We start from the raw sequence: 21582 nt of genomic DNA, 5'->3' as shown, positions 1-21582 counted from the left end.
GCGCTACGGGTGGGCGGAGTCGTGGGGGGCGCCCCGGACTCCGCCCGCCCGGCTGAACGGGACCCGACGTGGGCGACCGTTGCGGACCACGGCCACGCCCAGACCGCCGACGGCCGCCATCAGGACGGCGTCCAGGCCGCCGGCGATGGCCAGGTCCTTCGAGAGGTCGATGTCGTCCGGGGTGCGCGCGGCCGCTACGCCCCTGGGGTCGTAGCGGACGGTGAGCCGGTCGCCGACCGCGTGCGAGTGAAGGCCCCCGTACACCGTGCCGTTCGGGATCGGCATGCCCCACTCGTCGGCGAGGTCGTACGTCGAGTCCGGGTGCTTCGCCTCCGGGTGATCGTGCGCCGCCGTGATCCGGGCGGAGGTGGTGACCCCGGTGGCGTTCAGGAGCACCGCGTCCCGGGCCGTGATCACCTCCCCCAGCGCGCCGCCCCACAGCGCGACGGACACGATCGCCACCCAACAGCCCACCACCCCGACCAGCCGGACGACGCCCACGATCCAGGCGACCCCGACAACCAACCCGAGCAGCCACGCCAGGCCCCAGCTGACGTACGTGCTCAGCAGCACCAGCCCGAACGTCCCCACCGGCACCGCCGCCACCAGCGCGCCCGTCAGCGCGACGGTTCCGCGGCGGCTTCTCTCCCTGGCCATGGCATCCCCCCGATCTTCCTACGACGGGGTGGAAGGCTACGCCCGGATCCTGACGGCCTTCGGGCGGGGTCCCGGTCATCGGTGGCGACGCCGGATGGCGGGGTCGGTGATCCGCTTCGCGGTGTCGACCCCCTTGCCGCTCGGTCCGGTTGCGCTGCCGACGGCGCCGAGAACGAGGTCGAGGGGCATGACCGGGCCGGTCTGGAAGGTGGCGTCGTAGCCGTAGGTGAGGCCGGCGCCGGTGAGCATGCGGACGTGGTTGTCGGCGTCGGCGTGGGCGTTCAGCCCGTCGTGGATGCTGGTGAGGCCTTTGACCAGGATGTCCAGTGCGGAGAGCACGTGGTCGTGCGGGCCGTTGTAAGCCTGGGCGAACTCCTTGCCCTGCTTGTCGTCGCCCCACGGGCTGCCGGCGCCGGCGAGGTTGTGCCTGAGCGTGTCGAGGGCGTCCTTGAGTGCCTTGCTCTGAGCCTGGAAGGTCGGCGAGGCCGCCTTCAGGTCCCCCGGCCGGATCTTGAACTCCGGGCCGCCGGCTCTCGGTCCGTCATCCGCCATGGCGTCATCCCCCCGTGCTGTCCGTGCGTTGAGAAGGAGCGAAGGGAGAGATCCGCGGAGGAGCGGCGGGGTTGCGGGCTACGGAGAGATCTGGGTCACGGTATCGGAGGAGTCGCGCGACGGTGTGGGTCTGCGCACGGACCAGAGCAGGGTGGCACTGATCAGGATGTTGCAGCCGAGGAAGGTCGACAGGTAGGCGGTGGAGTCGACTTCGCCGGGGAGTTTGGGGGCGACCCGGCCGGCCGGGTCCATGCGGACGGTGATGACGTCGCCGGGCTTGAGCCGGGTGGAGCTCTCTTCGAGGTCGCCGCCGGGGATCTCGCCGGCCGGGTCGGTCGAGGCGAGGGCGTACGCCCGCCCGGAGCCGTGGAGCGAGTCGGTCGTCTTCTCGTTGAGGACCACGGCTTTCACGGTCCGGCCCGAGCCCAGGATCAGGTTGGTCCAGGCGACGGAGCCCGACAGGTACGCGACGAAGGCGACGGCGGCGATGCCTGCGCCCCATGCGAACGCCTTCCGCTGGAACGCGGGGTTGCTGTCGGCGTCGCGTCGTAGGGCGAGGGCGAGCAGCATGACCACGGGGTAGGCGAAGCCCACGATGGTGGCGATGAACGAGTTGACGTACACGTCCAGCGCGATGACGCCGATGAGGATGGCGGTGGAGAGGGCGATGAGGGCCAGTGCGCCGCGGAGGCGGCGGAGCCCGTCGCGCGGGTCCTGGCCGTGGGGGAAGGCCGTCATCCGAAGGCCTTCCGGATGTTGTCCCACTGGTCGGGCGGCAGCGCGTCGGCGCTCTCGTCCCGGGGCGGGTGGAAGGAGATTCCGCGGAACGCGGTGGCCAGCAGCGGCAGCCATTCGTCCCAGTGGTCGAGGTCCTCGGTGGTGAAGACGGCGGCGACCACGTGCGGGCTCCACGGGTGCGGGATCAGCAGTTCGAGCTGGCGCACCGTGTTGACGGTGGACTCGGGCACGCCGAACACCGCGCCGGGCACCGGGACGGCCAGGTCGCGGGCGGCGAGCGCGGCGCGGCCGGTCGGCAGGTCCACCACGCCGACGTCGGCGTCCGGCCAGGCTTCGGCCAGCTGTTCGGCGACCCGGGCGGGGTAGCTGCCGGGCGCGCCGAGGTCCTGCGGGCGGACGAAGACGGTGAGCATGCCGTGGATGGGCTCGCCGTCCTCGGCCCGGACCAGGCAGCTGGAGACGTGGACCGCGCCCTCGCGCAGTTGGGCCTGCAGCGCGGTCTCGGCGGCGATCACGGTGCTGAGCTTCTGCTCGGGCCGGGCGTCGGGGAAGGCCGCGTCCAGGCCCTCCGCCGTGCGGGCCATCCGGTCGCCGAGGTCCTCGTCGAGGTCGAGGGGGGTGAAGCCCGCGGGCAGGGTGAGCCAGAGCGGCGGAATCCCGGTGGTCTCAACGGCCATAGCCGGCCGCCCATCCGCCCATGCCGAGCAGGTTGCCGACGGCGGACACGGTGCCGATGACGGCGGAGCCCTTGCCGCCGGCGGTGCCGACTCCGACGGACCCGATGACGTTGTTGCCGCCGGTGGTGTAGTTGACCGCGTTGGTGAGGCCGTCGCTCGGACTGTCCTTGCTGAGGGCGTACGCCGTCGGGACGTTGAGCCCGAAGGTGGTGGCGGCCTGGACGCCGTCGGAGACGTTCATCGCGGTGGCCTTGGAGACCCCGAGCTTGATGGCGGGCTTCTCGATCGCGGTGGTGAAGATCGGGTTGGCCGGGTCGACGGCGCGGGCGGCGGCCCGGACCTCGGTCGTACCGGCGCTCATGGCGCCGCGCACGCTCGTACCGGCGGCGCGCGCCCCCCGGGTGGCGTTCAGGCCCTTGGCCGCGACGCCCACTCCGGGAATCGCGCCGATCACGTCGCCGCCCAGCGTCAGCCAGTTGCCGATGTTCTTCTGCGGCGGCCACAGCTTGCCCTCAAGGGCGTACTTGGTCGCGTGCGTGCCTGCCGCGGCGGCGCTCAGCAGGAGGGCCGGCAGCGCGAAGGCGGGGAAGAAGATCGCCGCGACGCCGCAGATGCCGGCGGCCACGGTGAGCATGTCGGCGCCGTGGTTCTTGAGCCAGTTGCCGACCTTGCTGAGCCAGCCGGGCTCCGGCGGGGCCTTGCTGTCGGCGGCCTTGCGGATGGCGGCCGCGGTCTTGTGGGCGTCGGACTTGTGGCCCCCGGCGAGTTCGTGGGCCTGCTTCTGGAGCTGGGTGAGGTCGTTGGCGGCGCTGCTGACGAGCGCGGCTGCCGCGTCCAGGTGGTCCTTCGCCTTGGTGTAGCGCTGTTCGGCGGCGGCGAGGCCGGCGTCGTCGGGGAAGGTCTGGCCGGCGAGCTTGAGGTCGGGGGCGGCGGCCGCGGCGGTGTGCGCCTGTTCGGCCTGCTCCTTCTGCTGCTTGGCGGCGACCGCGGAGCGGGCCAACTCGGCGGCCTTGGGCTGGTGTTCGGTCAGTGCCTGGTACCAGACGTCGAGGGCCTGGTAGGCGGCGGTGATCGAGTCGGCGGCGTCCTGGAGGTACGCGGGGAGCTTGCCGAACTGGCCGGCGAAGGCCTTGGCGGCCTCGCCGGTCCACTGGCCCTGGTTGGCGGAGAGCTGCGAGAGCGTGGTGTGGACGTCGGTCAGGTGCTGGCCGACCCGGCGCAGGCTTCCGCTGAGGCCGGTGACGGCGGCGGTGTCGCCGGGGGTCGGGTTGAAGCCGAGGCCGGACCAGTCGGGCGTGGGGTCGGTCATGAGCGCCCCTGGGGGGTGAGGGCCTTGGTGGTGTCCTGTTCGGTGCTGTCGTAGCCCTGCTGCACCTTCTCCAGGCCGTCGTCAAGGATCTTGACGCATTCCCGGACCTTCTTCAGCCCGTACTCCCACGTGCCCTGGAAGTGTCCGCAGGCCTCGTCGAGGAAGTCGTAGCCCAGTCCGCTGCGACTCGCTTCCTTGAGCGCCTTGAGTCCCTGGTCGAGTTCGTCGCCGCAGCCTTTGAGGTCCTTGGCCAGCTTGGCGAGGAACTCGGTGCTGACCGTGAAGTCGGCCACTGCTCCCCCGATGTGTCGATGGCGTGACCGGCCGAGCATAGCCGCAGTCGGTGCGCGGGCGATCTGTTGTGACGGGTGCTTCACGGTGCGATGACGGGACCTTGACGATGCGCCGGCGCGCGGCGGCGTCGGGGTCAGCGGCGCCAGAAGCCGCGCTTCTTCGGGGTGACGAGCTTCGCCACCGCGGCGACGAACAGTTCGGCGACGGGGGAGGGGCCCTCGCCGTGGTTGAGGTGGCCTTCGGACGACCACTCGCCGAGGACGGTGCCGGGGCTGCTGTCGAAGGGGTTGAGCGCGTGCTCCAGGGTCACGTAGCGGACGGTCTTGGTGCCCTGGGGGTGGACGGCGGCGACGAAGTGGGCCTCGGTGGCGCTGGTCGGGGTGGGGAGGGTGACGAGCAGCAGGGGGTGGCCGTCGGCCCGCAGGTGCTGGCAGTCCAGACCGTGGCTGGGCAGCCGGTCCTCGGGCGGGAGGGTCTGGCCGAGGTTGTCCCAGATGCCGGTGAGGACGGGCAGGAGGCTGCCGCCGGCGTCCGGGACGGTCAGCCGGGGGCCGAATTCGAGGACCTGGCGGGCGAGCTCGCGGTGGACGAAGCGGTAGTGGTGGGGTCGTGGGTCGCTCATGGGGCCCACGGTAGCGAACCACTCGGAGCGGGCGGTCGGCACATCCGACTTCCCGCTCCGAAAGGGTAGTTGACCAGCGCCGCGGGCGGGGGGCGGCCCGTCAGTGACTGTTCTTGAGGTTGAGCACGACCACTCCGACGATCACCAGGGCGATCCCCAGCCACTGGAGGCGTCCCAGCGATTCGCCGAAGGCGACCACGCCTATTCCGGCGACCGCCGCCGTCCCGGCCCCCGACCAGACGGCGTAGGCGACCGAGACCGGGATGTGCTTGAGCGCGCGCCCGAGCAGCACGAAGGACAGCACGTAGCCGACCGCCACCCCCACGCTCGGCCAGAGGCGGGTGAACCCCTCGGTGAGCTTGAGGCAACTGGTCGCGCAGACCTCGCTCAGGATGGCGAGGGAGAGCAGGAAATAGGGCATGCCGGTCAAACGGCCCGGGCGGCGCCGAGCTTCCCCAGCAGGGCGAGGTTGGCCTGTTCCAGGCTGGCGAGCAGGGTGATCCGGCCGCCGTCGGGCATCGGCGTCGCGGTGGACGGCACGGCGAGCACGGCGCAGCCGGCCGCGGCGGCGGAGGCGACTCCGGTCGGGGTGTCCTCGACGGCGACGCAGGTGGCCGGGTCCAGGCCGAGCCGTTCGGCGGCGGCGAGGTACGGGTCCGGTGCGGGCTTGGTGCGCGGGGTGTCCTCGGCGGCCAGGGTGACGGCGAACCAGTCCCGGCCGATGGCGGCGAGGACCAGGTCGACGACCTGGCGCGGGGAGGCGGAGACCAGCGCGGTGGGCACCCGCGCGTCCCGCAGGGAGGCCAGCAGGGCGAGCGCGCCGGGGCGCGGGACGGTCTCGGCGGCGACCTTGGCGGCGAAGGACTCGCCGAGCCGGGCGGCGAGTTCGGCCTCGGTGAGGGTGGTGCCGCTGACCCTGTGCAGGTGGGCGGCGGTGTGCTCGACGGCCTGGCCGAGCACTTCGGGGGCGTCCTGGTCGGTGAGCGCGTGGTGGAGCTCGTCGGCGAGTTCGGCGGCGGCCTGCCACCAGAGCTGCTCGGTGTCGACCAGGGTGCCGTCCATGTCGAACAGGACGGCGGCGGGGCGGGGAGCTTCGGTCGTCGAGGGGCCGGGCGTCGGGGCGCCGGGCGTCGGGGAGGATGGCGTCGGGGAGGAGGGCGTCAGGGCTTCAGGCATGGCGGTACCTTCGGTGGTTCATCAGATGGTGCTACGCAGATGGGGTTCGAGGCTCTCAGACGGTGCGGCGGTCCACCAGCACCGGACGCTCCGGCAGCAGGAGCTCGGCGCGCGAGCCGGCCGGCAGCGCGGCGGCGGCCTCGGTCGGCAGGTCGGCCTTGACCTCGGTGCCGTCGTCGAGGCGGACGGTGAGCCGGGTGACGGCGCCCAGGAAGGACGCGGTGATCACCAGGGCCGGGCCGGCCTCGGACGGGGTCAGGGTGACGTTCTCCGGGCGGACCAGCACCTGGAGTTCGCCGTCGGCGGGCAGGTCGCCGTCCACCGCGTGCCGGCGGCCGAGCACCTCGACGCCGTCGGACGTGCGGGTGCACGGGATGCGGCTCATGGTGCCGACGAACTCGGCGACGAACGCGGTGGCCGGGCGGCCGTACAGCTCGGACGGGGTGGCGCACTGCTCCAGCCGGCCCGCGCGCAGCACCGCGACCCGGTCGGCCATCGACAGCGCCTCCTCCTGGTCGTGGGTGACGAACAGGGTGGTGATCCCCAGTTCCTGCTGGAGCCGGCGGATCTCCTCGCGCAGCTGGAGGCGGACCTTGGCGTCCAGCGCGGACAGCGGCTCGTCGAGCAGCAGCACGCGCGGCTGCAGGGCGAGCGCCCGGGCGAGCGCGATGCGCTGCTGCTGGCCGCCGGACATCTGGTGCGGGTAGTGCTCGGCGCGGTGCGGCAGCCCGACCAGCTCCAGCAGCTCCTGGGCGCGCTTGCGGCGCTCGGCCTTGCCGGCGCCGCGCATCCGCAGCCCGAAGGCGACGTTGTCCAGCGCGGTCAGGTGCGGGAAGAGGCTGTACGACTGGAACACCATGCCCGCGTCGCGCTTGTGGGCGGGGATCGCGGTGATGTCCTGCCCGTCGACCAGGACCTCGCCGGAGTCGTGCTGCTCGAAGCCGGCCAGGATGCGCAGCGCGGTGGTCTTGCCGCAGCCGGACGGGCCGAGCAGGGCGAGCAGTTCGCCCGGGTGGACGGTCAGGTCCAGGCCGTCGAGGGCGGTGGTGGCGCCGAACGAGCGGCGCAGCGAGCGGAACTCGACGGTGGCGCCGCCGGGGGCGAGCGCGACACCGGTGACGGGGGCGGAAACCGTGGTCATGGCTGGTAACTCCTGGAAAGCGTGGGGTGGTTCAGGACCGTGCGGCCGGAGCGCGGGATGGCCGTGCGGCGGGGCGCCTCAGGCCCGCGCGCCCTTGCGGCCGCGGCCGGCGGCGGACATCAGCAGCAGGACGAGCCAGACGATCAGCAGGCTGAGCATCGAGACGGCGACGGACATCTGGCCGTCGCTCTTGCCGTTGGAGTTGATCCACACCGAGAAGGGGGCGAAGCCGAGGATGGAGGCGGTGGTGAACTCGCCGAGCACCAGGGCGACGGTGAGGACGGCCGCGTTCAGCAGCGCGCTGCGCAGGTTCGGCAGGACGACGGTGAACACCGCGCGCAGCCAGCCGGCCCCGCAGTTGCGGGCGGCCTCGACCAGGGTGGCGACGTCCACGCCGCGCAGCCCGGCGTCCAGCGCCCGGTAGGCGAACGGCAGCGCCATCAGCACGTAGGCGATGACCAGGACGATCGGGAACTTCGGGTCCTGGATTGCCACGATGGTCTGGAACAGCGGGGTGTCCTGGAGGTAGTCCGGGCCCCAGCGCAGCACGCCGATGATGCCGGTGGTGAGCGCGACCACGGGGACGACCAGCGGCATCGAGCACATCACCTCGATCACCGGGCGCAGCTTCGGCGCACCGAGCCGGGCGGCGAGCATCGCCGGGACCAGCAGGAGCAGCAGCACCGCCACCGTGACGCCGGCCAGCTCCAGGCTCAGCACCAGGCTGTCCAGGAAGCCGGGCGCGTTCAGCAGCTCGGTGTAGGCCCGGAAGGTGGTGCCGCCCTTGTTGTCGTCGACGCTGAAGATCACCGAGGAGGCCAGCGGTACGGCGAAGTAGACGCCGCAGAGCAGCAGGACGAGGCCGCGGCCGAAACGGATGCGATTGATCAGGCGAGCCACTTGGCACTCCGGCGCTGAAGGGGCAGGTACACGGCCATCACCAGGCAGGCGACCACGATCATGTCGAGGCCGAGGGCGAGGGCGAGGTTGCCCTGGCCGACCAGGACGTTGCCGGACAGCGCGTCGCCGATCTGCATCGAGATGAGCGGCACCGAACTGCCCACCATGGCCTCGGCGGTGGCGTACGCGGCGAAGGAGGCGCCGAACAGCAGCACGAAGCCGCCGAGCAGCGAGGGCACCAGGACCGGCAGGGCCACGTGCCGCCAGTACTGCACGACGGTGGCGCCGTTGTTGTACGCGGCCTCGCGCCACTGGGTGCGCAGGCCCTCCAGGGCCGGGGTGATGGTGATGACCATCAGCGGCACCAGGAAGTACAGGTAGACCACGGAGAGGCCGGTGAAGGTGTAGAGGTTCCAGCCGTGGCTGGTGAGGCCGAACTTCTTGGTGACCTCGCCGGCGTTGCCGAGGGTGGCGACGAACATGAAGGCGAGCGGCACGCCGCCGAAGTTGGCGAGCACGCCGGAGGCGGAGAGCACCGCCTCGCGGAACACCCGGAACCGGGAGGTGGCCACGGCCTGGGCCAGCGGCAGGCCGACCACGGCGGCGATCAGCGCGGTCAGCAGGGAGAGCTTGACGCTGCCCCACAGGGCGGTCCAGTAGGCGCCCTGCAGTGAGCCGGTGAGGTTGTCGGTGGTGAAGGTGCCGCCGCCGTCGGGGGCGTCGGGCGAGGTGGTGAACGCGCCGATGGCGATCGCGACGGCGGGCAGGCCGAAGCCGACCAGGAAGAACAGGAGCAGGGGGAGGGCGGCCATCCAGGCGCGGCCGCGGCCGGTCCGGGGCTTGCCGGGGCGGGGGGCCCTGGCGGTCTCGGTGCTCTTGGCCGCGGCGGTCTCGGCCGCGGTGTCGGTGGCCTCGGCCGTTGTGGCGTCGGCGGTGGCGGGGGTGGTTGCTGCGGGGCCGGGGGCGCCCCCGCCGCTCTGGGCGGCGGAGGCGGGGGCCGGCACCGGGGTGGGAGCCGTGGTCATCGTCAGGTCAGCCCGCGATCGCCTTGGCCCAGTTCTCGGTCACGGTCTTCTTGGCCGTGTCCGTCTGCTCCTGGGTCGGGAAGGTGGTGAAGGGCTTCTCGACCGGCGGGAGCTTCGCGGCGCCCGCGGCGTCCAGGGTGCCGGCCGTCTTCATGGCGTCGAACAGGGCCGGGGTGGCGTAGCCGCCCAGGAAGCCGTTCTGGCCCTCGGCGCTGTACAGGTACTCCTCCCACAGGCGGGCGGCGGCCGGGTGCGGCGCGTCCTTGTTGATCGCCTGGTTGTAGTACTGCGCGTAGGAGCCGTCCGAGGGGATGGCCACCTGCCAGTCGATGCCCTTGCTCCTGAACTTGTCGGCGTAGCCGGCGTTCAGGTACGACCAGTCGATGCTGATCGGGGTCTCGCCCTTCTCGATGGTCGCCGGGGTGACCTCGACCGGGTTGAAGTTGCCGGCCTGCTTGACCTTGGCGAAGAAGTCGATGCCGGGCTGGATGTTGTCCAGCGAGCCGCCGTTGGCGAGCGCGGCCGCGTAGACGGCGCCGAACGCGGCACCGGCCTTGGTCGGGTTGCCGTTCAGGGCGACCATGCCCTTGTACTCGGGCTTCAGCAGGTCGGCGAAGGTCTTCGGGCAGGCGGACACCTTCTTGGCGTCGCACGCGATCGACATGTAGCCGCCGTAGTCGTTGTAGTGCAGGCCGTCGGCGTTCTTCATGGTGGCCGGGATCTTGTCGAAGTCGGTGACCTTGTACGGGGCCAGCAGGCCCTGCTTGGCGGCGCTGAGCGCGAAGGCCGAGCCGAGGTCGACGACGTCGGGGGCGCGGTCCTGGCCCTTGCGGGAGGTGATCGCGTTGATCTCGTCCTGGCTGGCGCCGTCGGGGTTCTCGTCCTCGATCTCGATGCCGTACTTCGCCTTGAAGTCGTCCATCAGCTTGCCGTAGTTCGCCCAGTCGCGAGGCAGCGTGATGACGTGCAGCTTCCCCTCCTTCTTGGCGGCGGCGATCAGGCCGTCCATCCCGCCGAAGTCGGCGACCGAGGTGGCGGTCTTGGCGCTCTTGCCGCCCGCGGCGTCGCCGGACTTCGCGGTGGAGGAGCCGGCGGAGCCGCAGGCGGTGAGGGACAGCGCGGCGGCGGTCAGGACCGCTGCGAAGGCGGCGGAACGGGCGCGGTGCACGGACACGGGTCAGTCTCCTGATCGGGTGTACTGCAAGGGGGTGAGCTGCGGTGGGGTTGTCTGATCGGGGGATCGTGCGAGTGGCCGTTCGGAGCCGTTCTGAGGTGTCCGGTGCCGTTCGGAGCCGCCCGGAGCCGTTCGAGGCCGTCCGAGTTGACTAGCCAACTTCGCTGACGGAGGTAAGTACGCCGGAGTCCGATGACGGGAAGGTGAACGGACGGCCCAGAACCGGGGTCGGCTGCGGGAACGGTCGAATCCGGCCATCGGAGCGTGATCCGTTCGGTGCGATGCTTCAAAGGCGCAGCGGGATAAGGTCGGGCTGTCCGTGCCGGTACGGCTGCGCAGGACACCGCCCCAGGAGGGACATTGACTGACGTGGCACTTGAGCCCGGGCGCCCCGCCGAGCGCGCTCCCGGCGCCCTGTACCGGAAGGTCGCCGCCGACCTGCGCGAGGCCATCACCACCGGCGCGTACGGCGAGGCCGGCCGGCTGCCCGCCGAGGGCGCGCTCGCCGAGCAGTACGGCGTCTCCCGGGGCACCGTCCGCCAGGCGCTCGCCGTCCTCCGCTCCGACGGGCTGGTCACCTCCCGCCGCGGCACCCGGCGCGTCGTGCTCGGGGGCGCCCGGGTGCAGAGCTTCTCCGAACTGCTCAGCTTCACGCACTGGGCGTACTCGATGGGCGAGGAGCCCGGCGGCATCCTGGACTCGCTGGTCCGCCGCCCCGCCGACACCGCCGAACGCGAGCAACTGCGCCTGGAGCCGGGCGCCGAGGTGTACGTGACCGTCCGGCTGCGCACCCTCTCCGGCGCGCCCGTGATGGTCGAGCGGACCGTCTACCCGCCGCGGGTCGGCGAGATCGTCGCCGAGCTGCCGGCGGACGTCGTCTCGCACACCGAAGTCCTGCGCGAGCACGGCATCCTGTTCACCGACGCCGACCACACCATCGACATCGTGGCCGCCAACGCCGAGGACGCCCGGCTCCTCGGCTGCCGCCGCGGCGGCCCGCTGCTGCGCGAACGGCGGCGCACGACGGACCCGACCGGCACTCCGGTGGAGTGGTCCCAGGACCGCTACCTGCCCGGGACGGTGGCCTTCAGCATCCACAACTCGCTGGCCGCGTCGGCGCTTTCGCGGCACGCCCGGGAGGGCGACTGAGTCCGGGGCCGAGCCCGGCCATCCTCCCGGGCGTGCCGGCCGGTGCCGTCAGTGCATGAGCGCGGTGAGCAGCGGGCGGTAGTGCTCGAAGCCGGGTGTCGGCGCCCCGGCCGTCTTCGCCTGCTCGTCCCAGCGGCGGACGGCCACCGCGTCGGCGGCGCCCGGGAGTTCGGCGAACGCGGCGGCCTGCCGCTCGTCCATCGGGCCGCCCTGGACGGTGAGGGTGTACTCCGAGGCCTCGGACAGCCGCTGCCGGTAGTCCGGCTCCACCGCGCACAGGTAGCGCTTGGCGGCCACGTGCAGCCGGACCGGCTCGGTCACCTCCGGGCCGAACCACCGTGCCAGCCAGTCGGCGCCGGTGTCGCTGTGCCGGTTATCCTGACCCTCCATCAAGTCCCTTCCGTGCAGCGCTCCCTGGAAGTGGCCGACGTCGTGCAGCAGCGCGGCGGCGACGAGGTGGTCCGGCGCCCCGGCCGCCTCGGCGGCAGCGGCGGCCTGGAGCATGTGCTCGGCCATGGTGACCTCCTCGCCCAGGTACTCCCCGGCGCCCTCGCCCGCGAACAGCCCGGCGATCGCGTCCAGCGCGGCGGCGCGCCGGTGCAGCACGGCGAGGGTGCTGCCCAGCGTGTCCAGGTCGGCGTAGCAGCCCTGGAGGTGGCGGTGGCCGTCCTGCTGGAAGGCCGTACGGGCGTGCAGCAGCCGGGTGTTGTCGAAGATCAGGCAGTCGCCGCGGTCGAGGCGGAAGGTGAGCTGGAGCTCGGGGCGCAGGGTGATCGCGGCGAAGCGGCGGTACGCGGCGTAGAAGGCCGCCAGTTCGGCGGAACTCCCGCGCAGGGTGCCGATCGAGCGGTTGTTGAACCGCACCTCGCGGATCCGGCCCAGGGCGTCCACCTCGATCAGCGGGCGGTCGGCGCGCAGTTCGGTGCGGCGGTCGCGGAAGACGAACGGGACGGGCGTGCGGGTGAGCGTCTCGAAGTCCGCCGGCGCCTCCTCCCGGAGGGCCGCCGCCGCCCGGAACCCGTCCACGAGGCCGGAGTCGCCGCCGGTCGCGGAGTTCTCCAGGCAGTGCAGGAGCTGGAGCGTCGGCACCGGGTCCCGGTACGGGTTGTCGGTGTGCGGCGCGATCGCGACGCTGGTGAACGCCAGGTTGTTCGGATCCGGCTCGACCCGGACGTCGAACAGCTCCCCGTAGTTGGTGACCCGGACGTAGCCGAAGCTCTCGGCCACCGCGAGGACCTGCCGCTCCACCGCCGGCACCCCGCGCAGCACCGCGAAGCCGCTGCTGCGCACGGCGGTGAGGACGGCGGCCTGCTCGGCGGGGTCGGACAGGTACGCCTCCCACCGCGCCTCGGGGATCCCGCGCGCGAAGTCCGCCGCCACCCAGAGCCGCTTGCCCTCCTCCGTCCGCCCGTCGCCGTCCCGCTCGGCGCCCAGCCACTCCAGCGGGTACCGCGAGCGGTGCCCGTCCGACCAGAGCACCTCCAGGCCCCCGTCGGTCTCGGTGCTCGCGGCGACCGCCAGGTCCTGCGGCAGGTCGTCGATCTGGAACAGTTTCTGCCCGTTCCGGGGGTCCCGGCACTCGGCGCACGGGCAGTTGTCGCGCAGCCAGTACGGCGGCAGCTCGGTCACGGTGGTCTCCTCCTCGGCGGCGTCTCGGGTGAAGTTGTATAGCCAACTTCACCCCTGGCCGGAGCCTGCCGGTCCCCGGTGAGATCGGCGTGCCGCGCAGATGAACGCTGCGGGAACTGTGCCGGGAGCCCATGGCCGAAACCCGCCGTGCCGTGCGCGGCCAGGCCCTGTCCGGGGGAGAGGCGGAGCGGCCCCCGGGACCGAGTGTCCCGGGGGCCGCTCCGCGTGCTCGGGCCTTGACGGCGCCGTGGTGTCAGCCCTGGACGGCTGCCGTCCAGGCCGCCTCCGCGGCGGCCAGGGCCGGGGCCGGGTCCGCGTCCGTCGCGGTGGCGAGGGCGGTGAGGCAGGCGTGGACGGTGGGCAGGGCGGCGGCGGGGCCGTAGTGGTTGACGCGGAGCATCGAGGCGGCGAGGGGGCCGCCGCCGGGCTGGACGGGGAGGGCGGGGTCGAGGCGGGCGGCGAGCTCGGCCGCGTGCACGCCGGCCGGGGTGCGCAGGGTGGTGGCGACCGGGGCCGCGTGGGCGTCCTCGGTGACGAACGGGGCGAGGGTGCCGAGCGCGCGGGCGCCCGCGCGGGTGGCGGCGGAGGCGGCGCGGTGGCGGGCGATGACGGCGGGCAGGCCGTCGGCGGCGATCCGGTCGAGGCAGGCGCCGAGGGCCAGCATCTCCAACTGGGCGGGGGCGTGCGGGAGCACGGTGCGCCCGGCGTCCGTCCAGCGCTCCTTCCAGTCGAGCAGGGACAGGTAGGAGCGGCGCGGGGCGGCCGGGTTGGCGGCGATCCGTTCCCAGGCGCGCTGGGAGACGGAGACGGCGGAGACCCCGGCAGGGCCGCCCATGGCCTTCTGGCCCCCGATGACGCACAGGTCGACGCCCCACTCGTCGGTGAGCAGCGGCTCGGCGGCGACGGAGGCGACCGCGTCGAGCATCAGCAGGGCGCCGTGCTCGCGGACGGCGGCGGCGATCCCGGCGACGGGGTTGGTGTTGCCGGTGGCGGCCTCGGCGTGGACGAGGGAGACGAAGTCGACGGCCGGACGGGCGGCGAGGGCGTCGGCGACCTGCTGCGCGCTGACCGCGCTGTCGAAGGGGACGGCCAGGTCCACGACCTCGACCCCGCAGGAGCGCAGCCAGTTGCCGAAGGTCTGCCCGTACGGGCCGGTGACGATGTTGAGCGCGGTGGAGCCGGGGTGCGCGGCGCCGCGGATCGCGGCCTCCAGCGGCAGCAGCGCCTCACCCTGGGTGACGATGACGTCCGCGGTGGTGTGCAGCAGTGCGGCCACCTGGTCCTCGATCGCCGCGAACTCGGCGGCGCTGAGCGGGGGGAGGTCGAGGAAGGGGCTCACGGTAGCGGCCTTTCGGGCGTGGGGTGGTGGGTGCCGGAACGAGTCTGCCGCATCTTTGCTGCTTACAGGGAACACCCCCGTCGGTAGAGTGCGGGCCATGAGCGATGGCGCGGTGCTGCACGTCCGGGGTCGGGTGCTGGTCGGTCCGGAGGACGTCCGGGACGAACTCTGGGTCGTGGACGGCCGGGTGAGCTTCACCTGCCCGCCCGGCGCCGAGGACGTCCGGACGGTGACCGGCTGGGTGCTGCCCGGCCTGGTGGACGCGCACTGCCACGTCGGCCTGGACGCGCACGGCGCCGTCGACGCGGAGACCAGCGAGAAGCAGGCGCTCACCGACCGTGACGCCGGCACCCTGCTGATCCGCGACGCCGGCTCGGCCGCCGACACCCGGTGGATCGACGAGCGCGAGGACCTGCCCCGGATCATCCGCGCCGGGCGGCACATCGCCCGCACCCGCCGCTACATCCGCAACTACGCGCACGAGATCGAGCCCGGCGACCTCGCCGCGTACGTCCGCGCGGAGGCCCGGCGCGGCGACGGCTGGGTGAAGCTGGTCGGCGACTGGATCGACCGCGAGCGCGGCGACCTCGCCGCCTGCTGGCCCGGCGACGCGCTGGCCGAGGCGATCGCGGCGGCGCACGAGGAAGGCGCGCGGGTCACCGCGCACTGCTTCGCCGCCGAGTCGCTGCCGGACCTGCTGGCGGCCGGCATCGACTGCATCGAGCACGCCACCGGACTGACCGAGGAACTGATCCCGGCCTTCGCCGAGCGCGGCGTGGCGATCGTCCCGACGCTGGTCAACATCGCCACCTTCCCGGGCCTGGCGGCCGGCGGCGAGGGCAGGTTCCCAGCCTGGGCGGCCCACATGCGGCGGCTGCACGAGCGCCGCTACGCCACCGTCGGCGCCGCGCACGACGCCGGCATCCCGGTGTTCGTCGGCACGGACGCGGGCGGCTCGCTGGCGCACGGGCTGGTCGCGGAGGAGGTGGCGGAACTGGTGAAGGCGGGGCTGAGCCCGGCGCAGGCACTGTCGGCGGCCAGTTGGGGTGCGCGGGAGTGGCTGGGGCGGCCGGGGCTGGAGGAGGGGGAGTCGGCCGACTTCGTGGTGTACGGGGAGGACCCGCGGGCGGACGTCCGGGTGCTCGCCGACCCCCGGCTGGTGGTGCTGCGCGGCCGGCCGGTGGGGTGAGCGGGTGGCCGGTGGCGGGTGGCCCGTCGTGGTCGGCCGCCGGGCCGGACGGCTCCGGGCTCGTGTGCATGATCATCCGCTGAACGCGCTGTCGGTGTAGGCCGATAGGGTGGCCACCATGGCACCGCGTCCACTGAACGAGATCGTCGAGCCCGGTTGGGCCACCGCCCTGGAGCCCGTCGGCGGGCAGGTCGCCGCCATGGGCGACTTCCTGCGCGCCGAACTGGCCGCCGGCCGTACCTACCTGCCGTCCGGGCCGAACGTGCTGCGGGCCTTCCAACAGCCCTTCGCCGACGTGCGGGTGCTGATCGTCGGACAGGACCCGTACCCGACGCCTGGCCACGCCGTCGGGCTCAGCTTCTCGGTGGCGCCGGAGACCCGGCCGATCCCGGCCAGCCTGATCAACATCTTCCAGGAGTACGGCAGCGACCTCGGCCTGCCCCAGCCGTCCAACGGCGACCTCACCCCGTGGACGCGGCAGGGCGTCCTGCTGCTCAACCGCGCGCTGACCACCGCGCCGCGCAAGCCCGCCGCGCACCGGGGCAAGGGCTGGGAGGAGGTCACCGAGCAGGCGATCCGGGCTCTTGTGGCGCGCGGCGGCCCGCTGGTGGCGATCCTGTGGGGGCGCGACGCCCGCAACCTGCGGCCGCTGCTCGGAGACGTCCCGGCGATCGAGTCGGCGCACCCGAGCCCGTACTCGGCGAGCGGCGGCTTCTTCGGCTCGCGGCCGTTCAGCCGGGCGAACGAGCTGCTGGCGCGGCAGGGGGCGCAGCCGGTGGACTGGCGACTGCCGTAGCAGACCGGAGTCAGTGGCAGACGTCAATCTCACTCCAACGAGTGAAATGACGTTCTGTGTGACTCCTGTGACGGACTGTTCGAGAAGACTGGCGGCTCACCGTTCGGAACGCCGGCCCCTCCCCGCCTGTCGCGGGTGACGTCTGGGCGCGCTCCGGATCAACAGCACCTGTGGGGGTACCGCCATGTCTTCTCGTTCCACCCGTTCCGCTGGCTCCGCCCGTTCCGTCCGTTCCGTCCGCCGAACCGCTTCCGCCGCCGCCGTGGTCGCGGCCTGCACGCTGCTCACCGTCCCGCCCGCGTGCGCCGCCCCGGCGGCCACTGCGTCGTCCTCTCCGTCGTCCGCCGCCTCGCCCGGCAAGGCGCGCGCCGTCACCGCCGAACTCGCCCTGGACGTCAGCCTGTTGAACAAGACGGTCGACGTCCCGGTGGACCTCGCGCTCAACAAGGTGGAGACGCCGGCCCAGAGCGAGGGCTCGCTCCTCACCGCCAAGGTCGACGGCGTCGACCAGCAGGGCCCGGTCACCCTGGTCAAGGCCGACATCGGCACGGCCGTGACCCGCATCGACGCCAAGGGCGCCGCCGCCTCCGTCAAGCTGGTCAACGCCGACGTGCACGCCCCCGGCCTGCCCGCCACCACGCTGATCGGCCTGGAGGCGATGAGCGCCGAGGCGACCTGCCCCGTCGACGGGCAGCCGACCGCCGACGTCGTCGCGCCCGCCAAGCTGACGGTGCTCGGCAAGCCCGTCACCATCGGCCTGTACGGGCCGACCAAGGTGGACGTGCCGCTGATCGGCAGCGTGTCGGTGGAGCTCTCCAAGAAGAGCACCACCTCGACCACCGCCGCCGCCTCCGCCCTGGAGGTCCAGGTGGAGGTGAACCCGCTGAACCTGAACGTCGCCAAGGTCACCGGCAGGATCACCGTGGCCTCGGTGAGCTGCGAGAAGCCCTCCGCGCCGGCTGTCGGCGCGACCCCGACCCAGGCCCCGACGTCGCCCGCGCCGACCGGCACCGCCGCCACCGCCCAGCCGGTCGCCGACACCACCACCCGCGCCGTCGTCCCGCAGGCCGCCACCGAGAAGCCCGGCCCGTCGGAGAAGCCGGCCGCCGGCCTCGCCGCGACCGGCGGCAGCAGCGCCACCGGCCCGCTGGCCGCCGGGGCCGCCGCCCTCGTCGCCGGCGGGGCCGGCGCCCTGTGGGCCACCCGGCGCCGCCGGGCCGCGCACGCCCGCCGGCACTGAGCCCCGGCCCCTCGCGGTGCGGGAGCGCCACCCGGGGTGCCACCTCGGCACCCCGGGTGCCACCCCGCCACTCCGGATGTCGCCCTGGCACTCCCGCACCGTGACCGTGCCATCACGGAGGGTTGGTTCACATCCGCGTTACACGAGAGGAACAACCGGGAAACGGCGGCTTGCGACGCTACGCGGGCACCCACCACCCAGCAATGCGAGGTACACCGCCGTGGCAATCAAGGCCGAGTACATCTGGATCGACGGCACCAAGCCGACCGCGAAGCTCCGTTCCAAGACTCGGGTCCTGCCCAACGCGGACAAGATCCCGACCTGGGGTTTCGACGGCTCCTCGACCAACCAGGCGGAGGGCCACGCCTCGGACCGCGTGCTGGACCCGGTGAAGGTCGTGCCGGACCCGATCCGCGGCGGTGACAACATCCTCGTCCTGTGCGAGGTGCTGGAGACCGACGGCACCCCGCACAAGTCCAACACCCGCGCCCTGCTGCGCGAGGTCGACGAGAAGTACGCGGCCCAGGAGTCGATCTTCGGCATCGAGCAGGAGTACACCTTCTTCAAGGGCTCCCGCCCGCTCGGCTTCCCGGAGGGCGGCTTCCCGGCCCCGCAGGGCGGCTACTACTGCGGCATCGGCGCCGAGGAGGTCTTCGGCCGCGAGATCGTCGAGCTGCACCTGGACCGCTGCATCGACGCCGGCCTGGCGATCTGCGGCATCAACGCCGAGGTCATGCCCGGCCAGTGGGAGTTCCAGATCGGCCCGGTCTCCTCGCTGACCGTCTCGGACGACCTGTGGATCGCCCGCTACCTGCTGTACCGCACCGCCGAGGAGTTCGGCATCGACGCCACCCTGGACGCCAAGCCGGTCAGGGGCGACTGGAACGGCGCGGGTGCGCACACCAACTTCTCCACCAGGGCGATGCGCGAGGGCTACGACGCCATCATCACCGCCTGCGAGTCCCTCGGCGCCTCCCAGGACAAGGTGTTGGAGCACGTCAGCCAGTACGGCGACGACATCCAGTCCCGCCTGACCGGCAAGCACGAGACCGCCCCGTGGAACGTCTACAGCTACGGCGTCTCCAACCGCGGCGCCTCGGTCCGCATCCCGTGGCAGGTCGAGGTGGAGCAGAAGGGCTACATCGAGGACCGTCGCCCGAACGCCAACATCGACCCGTACGTCGTCACCCGCCTCATGATCAACACCTGCTGCGAGGCCCTGGAGAAGGCCGGCCAGGTCTGATCCGCCCCCGCTCCGCACCGGCCGCCGGTCCTCCCGTACGAGGGAGGGCCGGCGGCCGTCGTCGTCGGGCATAATCGCTCGCATGACCGCTTCCGCCCGCCGTGTCCTCGTGCGACGTCTGCACGTGGACCTGGTGCGGGTGTGCGCGGCCGCGTGTTGCCGGTGAGTGTCTCCGTCCTCATCCCGCAGGCAACCCGGCGTAGGAGTGTGTCCGTTCATGTCGCTCGTGTTCCACTGGTTCCTTCCCACCAACGGTGACAGTCGGCAGATCGTCGGGGGTGGTCACGGGTCCACGCCGGGGGTGGCGGGGGCGGACCGGCCGCCGAGCCTGGGGTACCTGGGGCAGGTCGCCCGCAGCGCGGAGCAGTTGGGGTTCGAGGGGGTGCTGACGCCGACCGGGGCGTGGTGCGAGGACGCCTGGCTGACGACGGCGATGCTGACGCAGGTGACGGAGCGGCTGAAGTACCTGGTGGCGTTCCGGCCCGGGCAGATCAGCCCGACGCTGGCCGCGCAGATGGCCGCGACGTACCAACGGCAGTCCGGCGGACGGCTGTTGCTGAACGTGGTGACCGGCGGGGAGTCCGCCGAGCAGCGCGCCTACGGGGACTTCCTGGACAAGGACGCCCGGTACGCGCGGACCGGGGAGTTCCTGGACATCGTCCGGCGGCTGTGGGCGGGCGGGACGGTCGACCACCACGGGCCCCATCTGCGGGTCGAGCGGGCCCGGCTGAACCGGCTGCCGGAGCCGGTGCCGACGGTGTACTTCGGCGGCTCGTCCCCGGCGGCCGGCGAGGTCGCGGCGCAGTCCGCGGACGTCTACCTGACCTGGGGCGAACCGCCCGCCCAGGTGCGGGAGAAGATCCGCTGGATCCGCGAACTCGCCGCCGCCCGCGGGCGGGTGGTGCGGTTCGGGATCCGGCTGCACGTGATCACCCGGGACACCGCCGCGCAGGCCTGGGCGGAGACCGAGCGGCTGCTCGCCGGAATGGACCCGGGGCTCGTGCGCCGGACCCAGCGGGCGCTCGCCGAGAGCGAGTCGGAGGGCCAGCGGCGGATGCTCGCGCTGCACGGCGGATCGGCCGAGCGGCTGGAGGTGTACCCGGGGCTGTGGGCCGGGATCGGCCTGCTGCGCGGCGGCGCCGGGACGGCCCTGGTGGGCAGCCACCGGGAGGTCGCGGACCTGATCACCGAGTACCACGAGCTGGGGATCGACGAGTTCGTGCTGTCGGGCATGCCGCACCTGGAGGAGGCGTACTGGTTCGGCGAGGGCGTGCTGCCGCTGCTGGCCGCCCGCAACCTGTGGCACCGGCCGTGAACCCGCAAACCGCTGGTCAATCCGCCGGGTCGGCCGGAGAATTCACGGCATGACGCTGCCCCTGCTCCTCCTCGACGTGGACGGACCGCTCAACCCCTACGCCGCGCCGACGACCCGGCGGCCGGAGGGGTACGACACCCACCGCCTGCTCCCGACCTGGTGGGCGGACCGGCAGGCGCACTACTCCCACGCGCGGGCGAAGCCGCTGCGGGTGTGGCTGAACCCGGCGCACGGGCCGGAACTGCTCGGCCTGCCGTACGAACTGGTGTGGGCCACCGGCTGGATGGGCGAGGCGAACACCCACATCGGCCCGAACCTCGGACTGCCCGAACTCCCCTACATCCAGTGGACGGACCTGTTCGGGGAGGACCCGGACGGCCTGCACTGGAAGACCCGGGACGTGGTCGCCTGGGCGGACGGCCGCCCGTTCGCCTGGGTGGACGACGAACTGGGCCCGCAGGACACCGCCTGGATAGCCGCCCACCACCCCGCCCCGGCACTCACGTTCCACGTCAACCCCCGAATCGGCCTGCTGGCCGCCGACTTCATGGCCCTGCGCGAATGGGCGGTCGCGGCATGAGGATCGGGACGGTCGAACGGCTGCGGCGCTACCCGGTGAAGTCGCTGCTGGGGGAGGAACTGGCGGCGGTCGGGGTGGACGGGCGCGGCCTGGAGCGGGACCGCGGCCGCGCCCTGCTCGACCTCGACACCGGGAAGGTCGCCAGCGCCAAGAACCCGCGGCTGTGGGCGGGCCTGCTCGGTTACACGGCGGCGACCACGGCGGGCGGCGTGGTGATCACCGGCCCGGACGGGCGGTGCGTGGACGAGGAGGAGCTGTCGGCGGCGCTCGGCCGCAAGGTCGCCCTGATCGCCGAGTGCCCGCCCGGGGCGACGATCGAGCGGGCCGTGCCGGAGGAGGTGCTGGCGCACGGCATCGAGGCCGAAGTCGACGTCACCGTCAACGAGTTGGGCCGGGCCGCGCCGGACGGCGGCTTCTTCGACTTCGCCCCGCTGCACCTGGTCACCACCTCGACGCTGGCCGCGACCGGCGCCGAGGCGGAGCGCTACCGGCCGAACCTGGTGATCCGCACCGAGGGCGAGGGGTACGTCGAGAACGCCTGGGTGGGGCGGGAGTTGGCGATCGGGCCGGTGCTGCGGCTGCGCGTCGTGGTGCCCACGCCGCGCTGCGCCGTCCCGACCCTGCGGCACGGCCCGCTGCCCCGGAGCACGTCCGCCCTGCGCGTCCCGGCCGAGCGGAACCGCCTGGTCCCGTTGGAGGGCATGCCCGCGCTGCCCTGCGCGGGGGTGTACGCGCAGGTGTTGGTGCCCGGCCGGGTCGCGGTGGGGGATGCGATCAGGCTGGACTGAGGCGGGGTCGGGGCGGAGGTCAGGCGGGGTCGGGGCAGGGGCGGTGGCG

23 protein-coding genes and 1 pseudogene are annotated in these 21582 nt (G+C 73.1%); 8 read left to right on the top strand and 16 right to left on the bottom strand.

Annotation, left to right across the window (positions count from 1 at the left end; translation table 11 throughout):
• Window positions 1–3: 3 nt before the first annotated feature.
• The 13 genes from AC07BF_RS04040 to AC07BF_RS03980 form a co-directional block, all read right to left on the bottom strand.
• A complete protein-coding gene (locus tag AC07BF_RS04040; RefSeq protein ID WP_478332902.1) occupies window positions 4–657 on the bottom strand; it encodes a hypothetical protein in 654 nt (217 codons plus the stop codon).
• A 75-nt stretch (window positions 658–732) separates the two neighbouring features.
• Entirely contained in the window at window positions 733–1209 is a 477-nt protein-coding gene (locus AC07BF_RS04035) for a WXG100 family type VII secretion target (protein ID WP_400986503.1), read from the bottom strand.
• Window positions 1210–1287: 78 nt separating this feature from the next.
• A complete protein-coding gene (locus AC07BF_RS04030) occupies window positions 1288–1947 on the bottom strand; it encodes a hypothetical protein (RefSeq protein ID WP_400986501.1) in 660 nt (219 codons plus the stop codon).
• Window positions 1944–2624 (bottom strand): hypothetical protein, encoded by a 681-nt coding sequence (locus tag AC07BF_RS04025; RefSeq protein WP_363580519.1) that lies wholly within the window; start codon window positions 2622–2624, stop codon window positions 1944–1946. Before AC07BF_RS04025 ends, AC07BF_RS04030 begins: the two co-directional genes overlap by 4 nt.
• Window positions 2614–3933: a putative T7SS-secreted protein gene (locus AC07BF_RS04020; protein ID WP_478332901.1), complete on the bottom strand. Its 1320-nt coding sequence runs from the start codon at window positions 3931–3933 to the stop codon at window positions 2614–2616. The genes AC07BF_RS04025 and AC07BF_RS04020 overlap by 11 nt, the downstream gene beginning before the upstream one ends.
• On the bottom strand, window positions 3930–4226 hold the full coding sequence (locus tag AC07BF_RS04015; protein ID WP_363580523.1) for a hypothetical protein: 297 nt from the start codon (window positions 4224–4226) through the stop codon (window positions 3930–3932). Before AC07BF_RS04015 ends, AC07BF_RS04020 begins: the two co-directional genes overlap by 4 nt.
• Before the next feature lie 134 nt (window positions 4227–4360).
• On the bottom strand, window positions 4361–4849 hold the full coding sequence (locus tag AC07BF_RS04010) for a hypothetical protein (RefSeq protein ID WP_363580525.1): 489 nt from the start codon (window positions 4847–4849) through the stop codon (window positions 4361–4363).
• Window positions 4850–4949: 100 nt separating this feature from the next.
• Window positions 4950–5270: a DMT family transporter gene (locus AC07BF_RS04005; RefSeq protein ID WP_363580527.1), complete on the bottom strand. Its 321-nt coding sequence runs from the start codon at window positions 5268–5270 to the stop codon at window positions 4950–4952.
• Window positions 5271–5275: 5 nt separating this feature from the next.
• Window positions 5276–6025 (bottom strand): HAD family hydrolase, encoded by a 750-nt coding sequence (locus AC07BF_RS04000; RefSeq protein WP_478332900.1) that lies wholly within the window; start codon window positions 6023–6025, stop codon window positions 5276–5278.
• 55 nt (window positions 6026–6080) lie between these two features.
• Window positions 6081–7166: an ABC transporter ATP-binding protein gene (locus AC07BF_RS03995; RefSeq protein WP_363580531.1), complete on the bottom strand. Its 1086-nt coding sequence runs from the start codon at window positions 7164–7166 to the stop codon at window positions 6081–6083.
• A 78-nt stretch (window positions 7167–7244) separates the two neighbouring features.
• Window positions 7245–8054, bottom strand: coding sequence for an ABC transporter permease (locus AC07BF_RS03990; protein WP_387818562.1), 810 nt, complete (start codon window positions 8052–8054; stop codon window positions 7245–7247).
• Window positions 8054–9091 (bottom strand): ABC transporter permease, encoded by a 1038-nt coding sequence (locus tag AC07BF_RS03985; RefSeq protein WP_478332899.1) that lies wholly within the window; start codon window positions 9089–9091, stop codon window positions 8054–8056. The genes AC07BF_RS03990 and AC07BF_RS03985 overlap by 1 nt, the downstream gene beginning before the upstream one ends.
• 7 nt (window positions 9092–9098) lie before the next feature.
• A complete protein-coding gene (locus AC07BF_RS03980; RefSeq protein ID WP_363618622.1) occupies window positions 9099–10265 on the bottom strand; it encodes an ABC transporter substrate-binding protein in 1167 nt (388 codons plus the stop codon).
• A gap of 369 nt (window positions 10266–10634) precedes the next feature.
• Between AC07BF_RS03980 and AC07BF_RS03975 the strand changes: the two genes are divergently transcribed.
• Window positions 10635–11414, top strand: a complete 780-nt coding sequence (locus AC07BF_RS03975) for a GntR family transcriptional regulator (protein ID WP_363580537.1) — start codon at window positions 10635–10637, stop codon at window positions 11412–11414.
• Window positions 11415–11462: 48 nt separating this feature from the next.
• Here the strand turns inward: AC07BF_RS03975 and AC07BF_RS03970 are convergent, their stop codons facing one another.
• The 3 genes and pseudogenes from AC07BF_RS03970 to AC07BF_RS03960 form a co-directional block, all read right to left on the bottom strand.
• Window positions 11463–12020, bottom strand: a complete 558-nt coding sequence (locus AC07BF_RS03970) for a phosphonate degradation HD-domain oxygenase (protein WP_478332929.1) — start codon at window positions 12018–12020, stop codon at window positions 11463–11465.
• A pseudogene (gene tmpA / locus AC07BF_RS03965) lies at window positions 12015–13049 on the bottom strand (2-trimethylaminoethylphosphonate dioxygenase); the annotation flags it as partial. The gene AC07BF_RS03970 and the pseudogene tmpA, both read right to left, overlap by 6 nt.
• A gap of 247 nt (window positions 13050–13296) precedes the next feature.
• Window positions 13297–14382 (bottom strand): pyridoxal-phosphate-dependent aminotransferase family protein, encoded by a 1086-nt coding sequence (locus tag AC07BF_RS03960; RefSeq protein WP_363580541.1) that lies wholly within the window; start codon window positions 14380–14382, stop codon window positions 13297–13299.
• A 97-nt stretch (window positions 14383–14479) separates the two neighbouring features.
• Here AC07BF_RS03960 and AC07BF_RS03955 point away from each other — a divergent pair, with 97 nt between their 5' ends.
• The 7 genes from AC07BF_RS03955 to AC07BF_RS03925 all read left to right on the top strand — a co-directional run bounded on the left by AC07BF_RS03955 (window position 14480) and on the right by AC07BF_RS03925 (window position 21533).
• Window positions 14480–15571, top strand: a complete 1092-nt coding sequence (locus AC07BF_RS03955) for an amidohydrolase family protein (protein WP_363580543.1) — start codon at window positions 14480–14482, stop codon at window positions 15569–15571.
• Window positions 15572–15689: 118 nt separating this feature from the next.
• On the top strand, window positions 15690–16367 hold the full coding sequence (locus AC07BF_RS03950; RefSeq protein WP_400807513.1) for a uracil-DNA glycosylase: 678 nt from the start codon (window positions 15690–15692) through the stop codon (window positions 16365–16367).
• A gap of 184 nt (window positions 16368–16551) precedes the next feature.
• Window positions 16552–17607: an SCO1860 family LAETG-anchored protein gene (locus tag AC07BF_RS03945; protein ID WP_478332898.1), complete on the top strand. Its 1056-nt coding sequence runs from the start codon at window positions 16552–16554 to the stop codon at window positions 17605–17607.
• A 220-nt stretch (window positions 17608–17827) separates the two neighbouring features.
• Entirely contained in the window at window positions 17828–18850 is a 1023-nt protein-coding gene (gene glnII / locus AC07BF_RS03940) for a glutamine synthetase (RefSeq protein ID WP_363580549.1), read from the top strand.
• Window positions 18851–19067: 217 nt separating this feature from the next.
• Entirely contained in the window at window positions 19068–20165 is a 1098-nt protein-coding gene (locus AC07BF_RS03935) for an LLM class flavin-dependent oxidoreductase (RefSeq protein ID WP_400807519.1), read from the top strand.
• A 49-nt stretch (window positions 20166–20214) separates the two neighbouring features.
• A complete protein-coding gene (locus AC07BF_RS03930) occupies window positions 20215–20745 on the top strand; it encodes a hypothetical protein (protein ID WP_400807522.1) in 531 nt (176 codons plus the stop codon).
• A complete protein-coding gene (locus tag AC07BF_RS03925; RefSeq protein ID WP_363580555.1) occupies window positions 20742–21533 on the top strand; it encodes an MOSC domain-containing protein in 792 nt (263 codons plus the stop codon). Before AC07BF_RS03930 ends, AC07BF_RS03925 begins: the two co-directional genes overlap by 4 nt.
• The last annotated feature ends 49 nt before the right edge of the window (window positions 21534–21582 follow it).

The organism is Kitasatospora sp. NPDC043950 (genome assembly GCF_056435345.1).
Note: the sequence above shows the minus strand (reverse complement) of the source record. Positions and strands in the feature narration are given on the sequence as shown.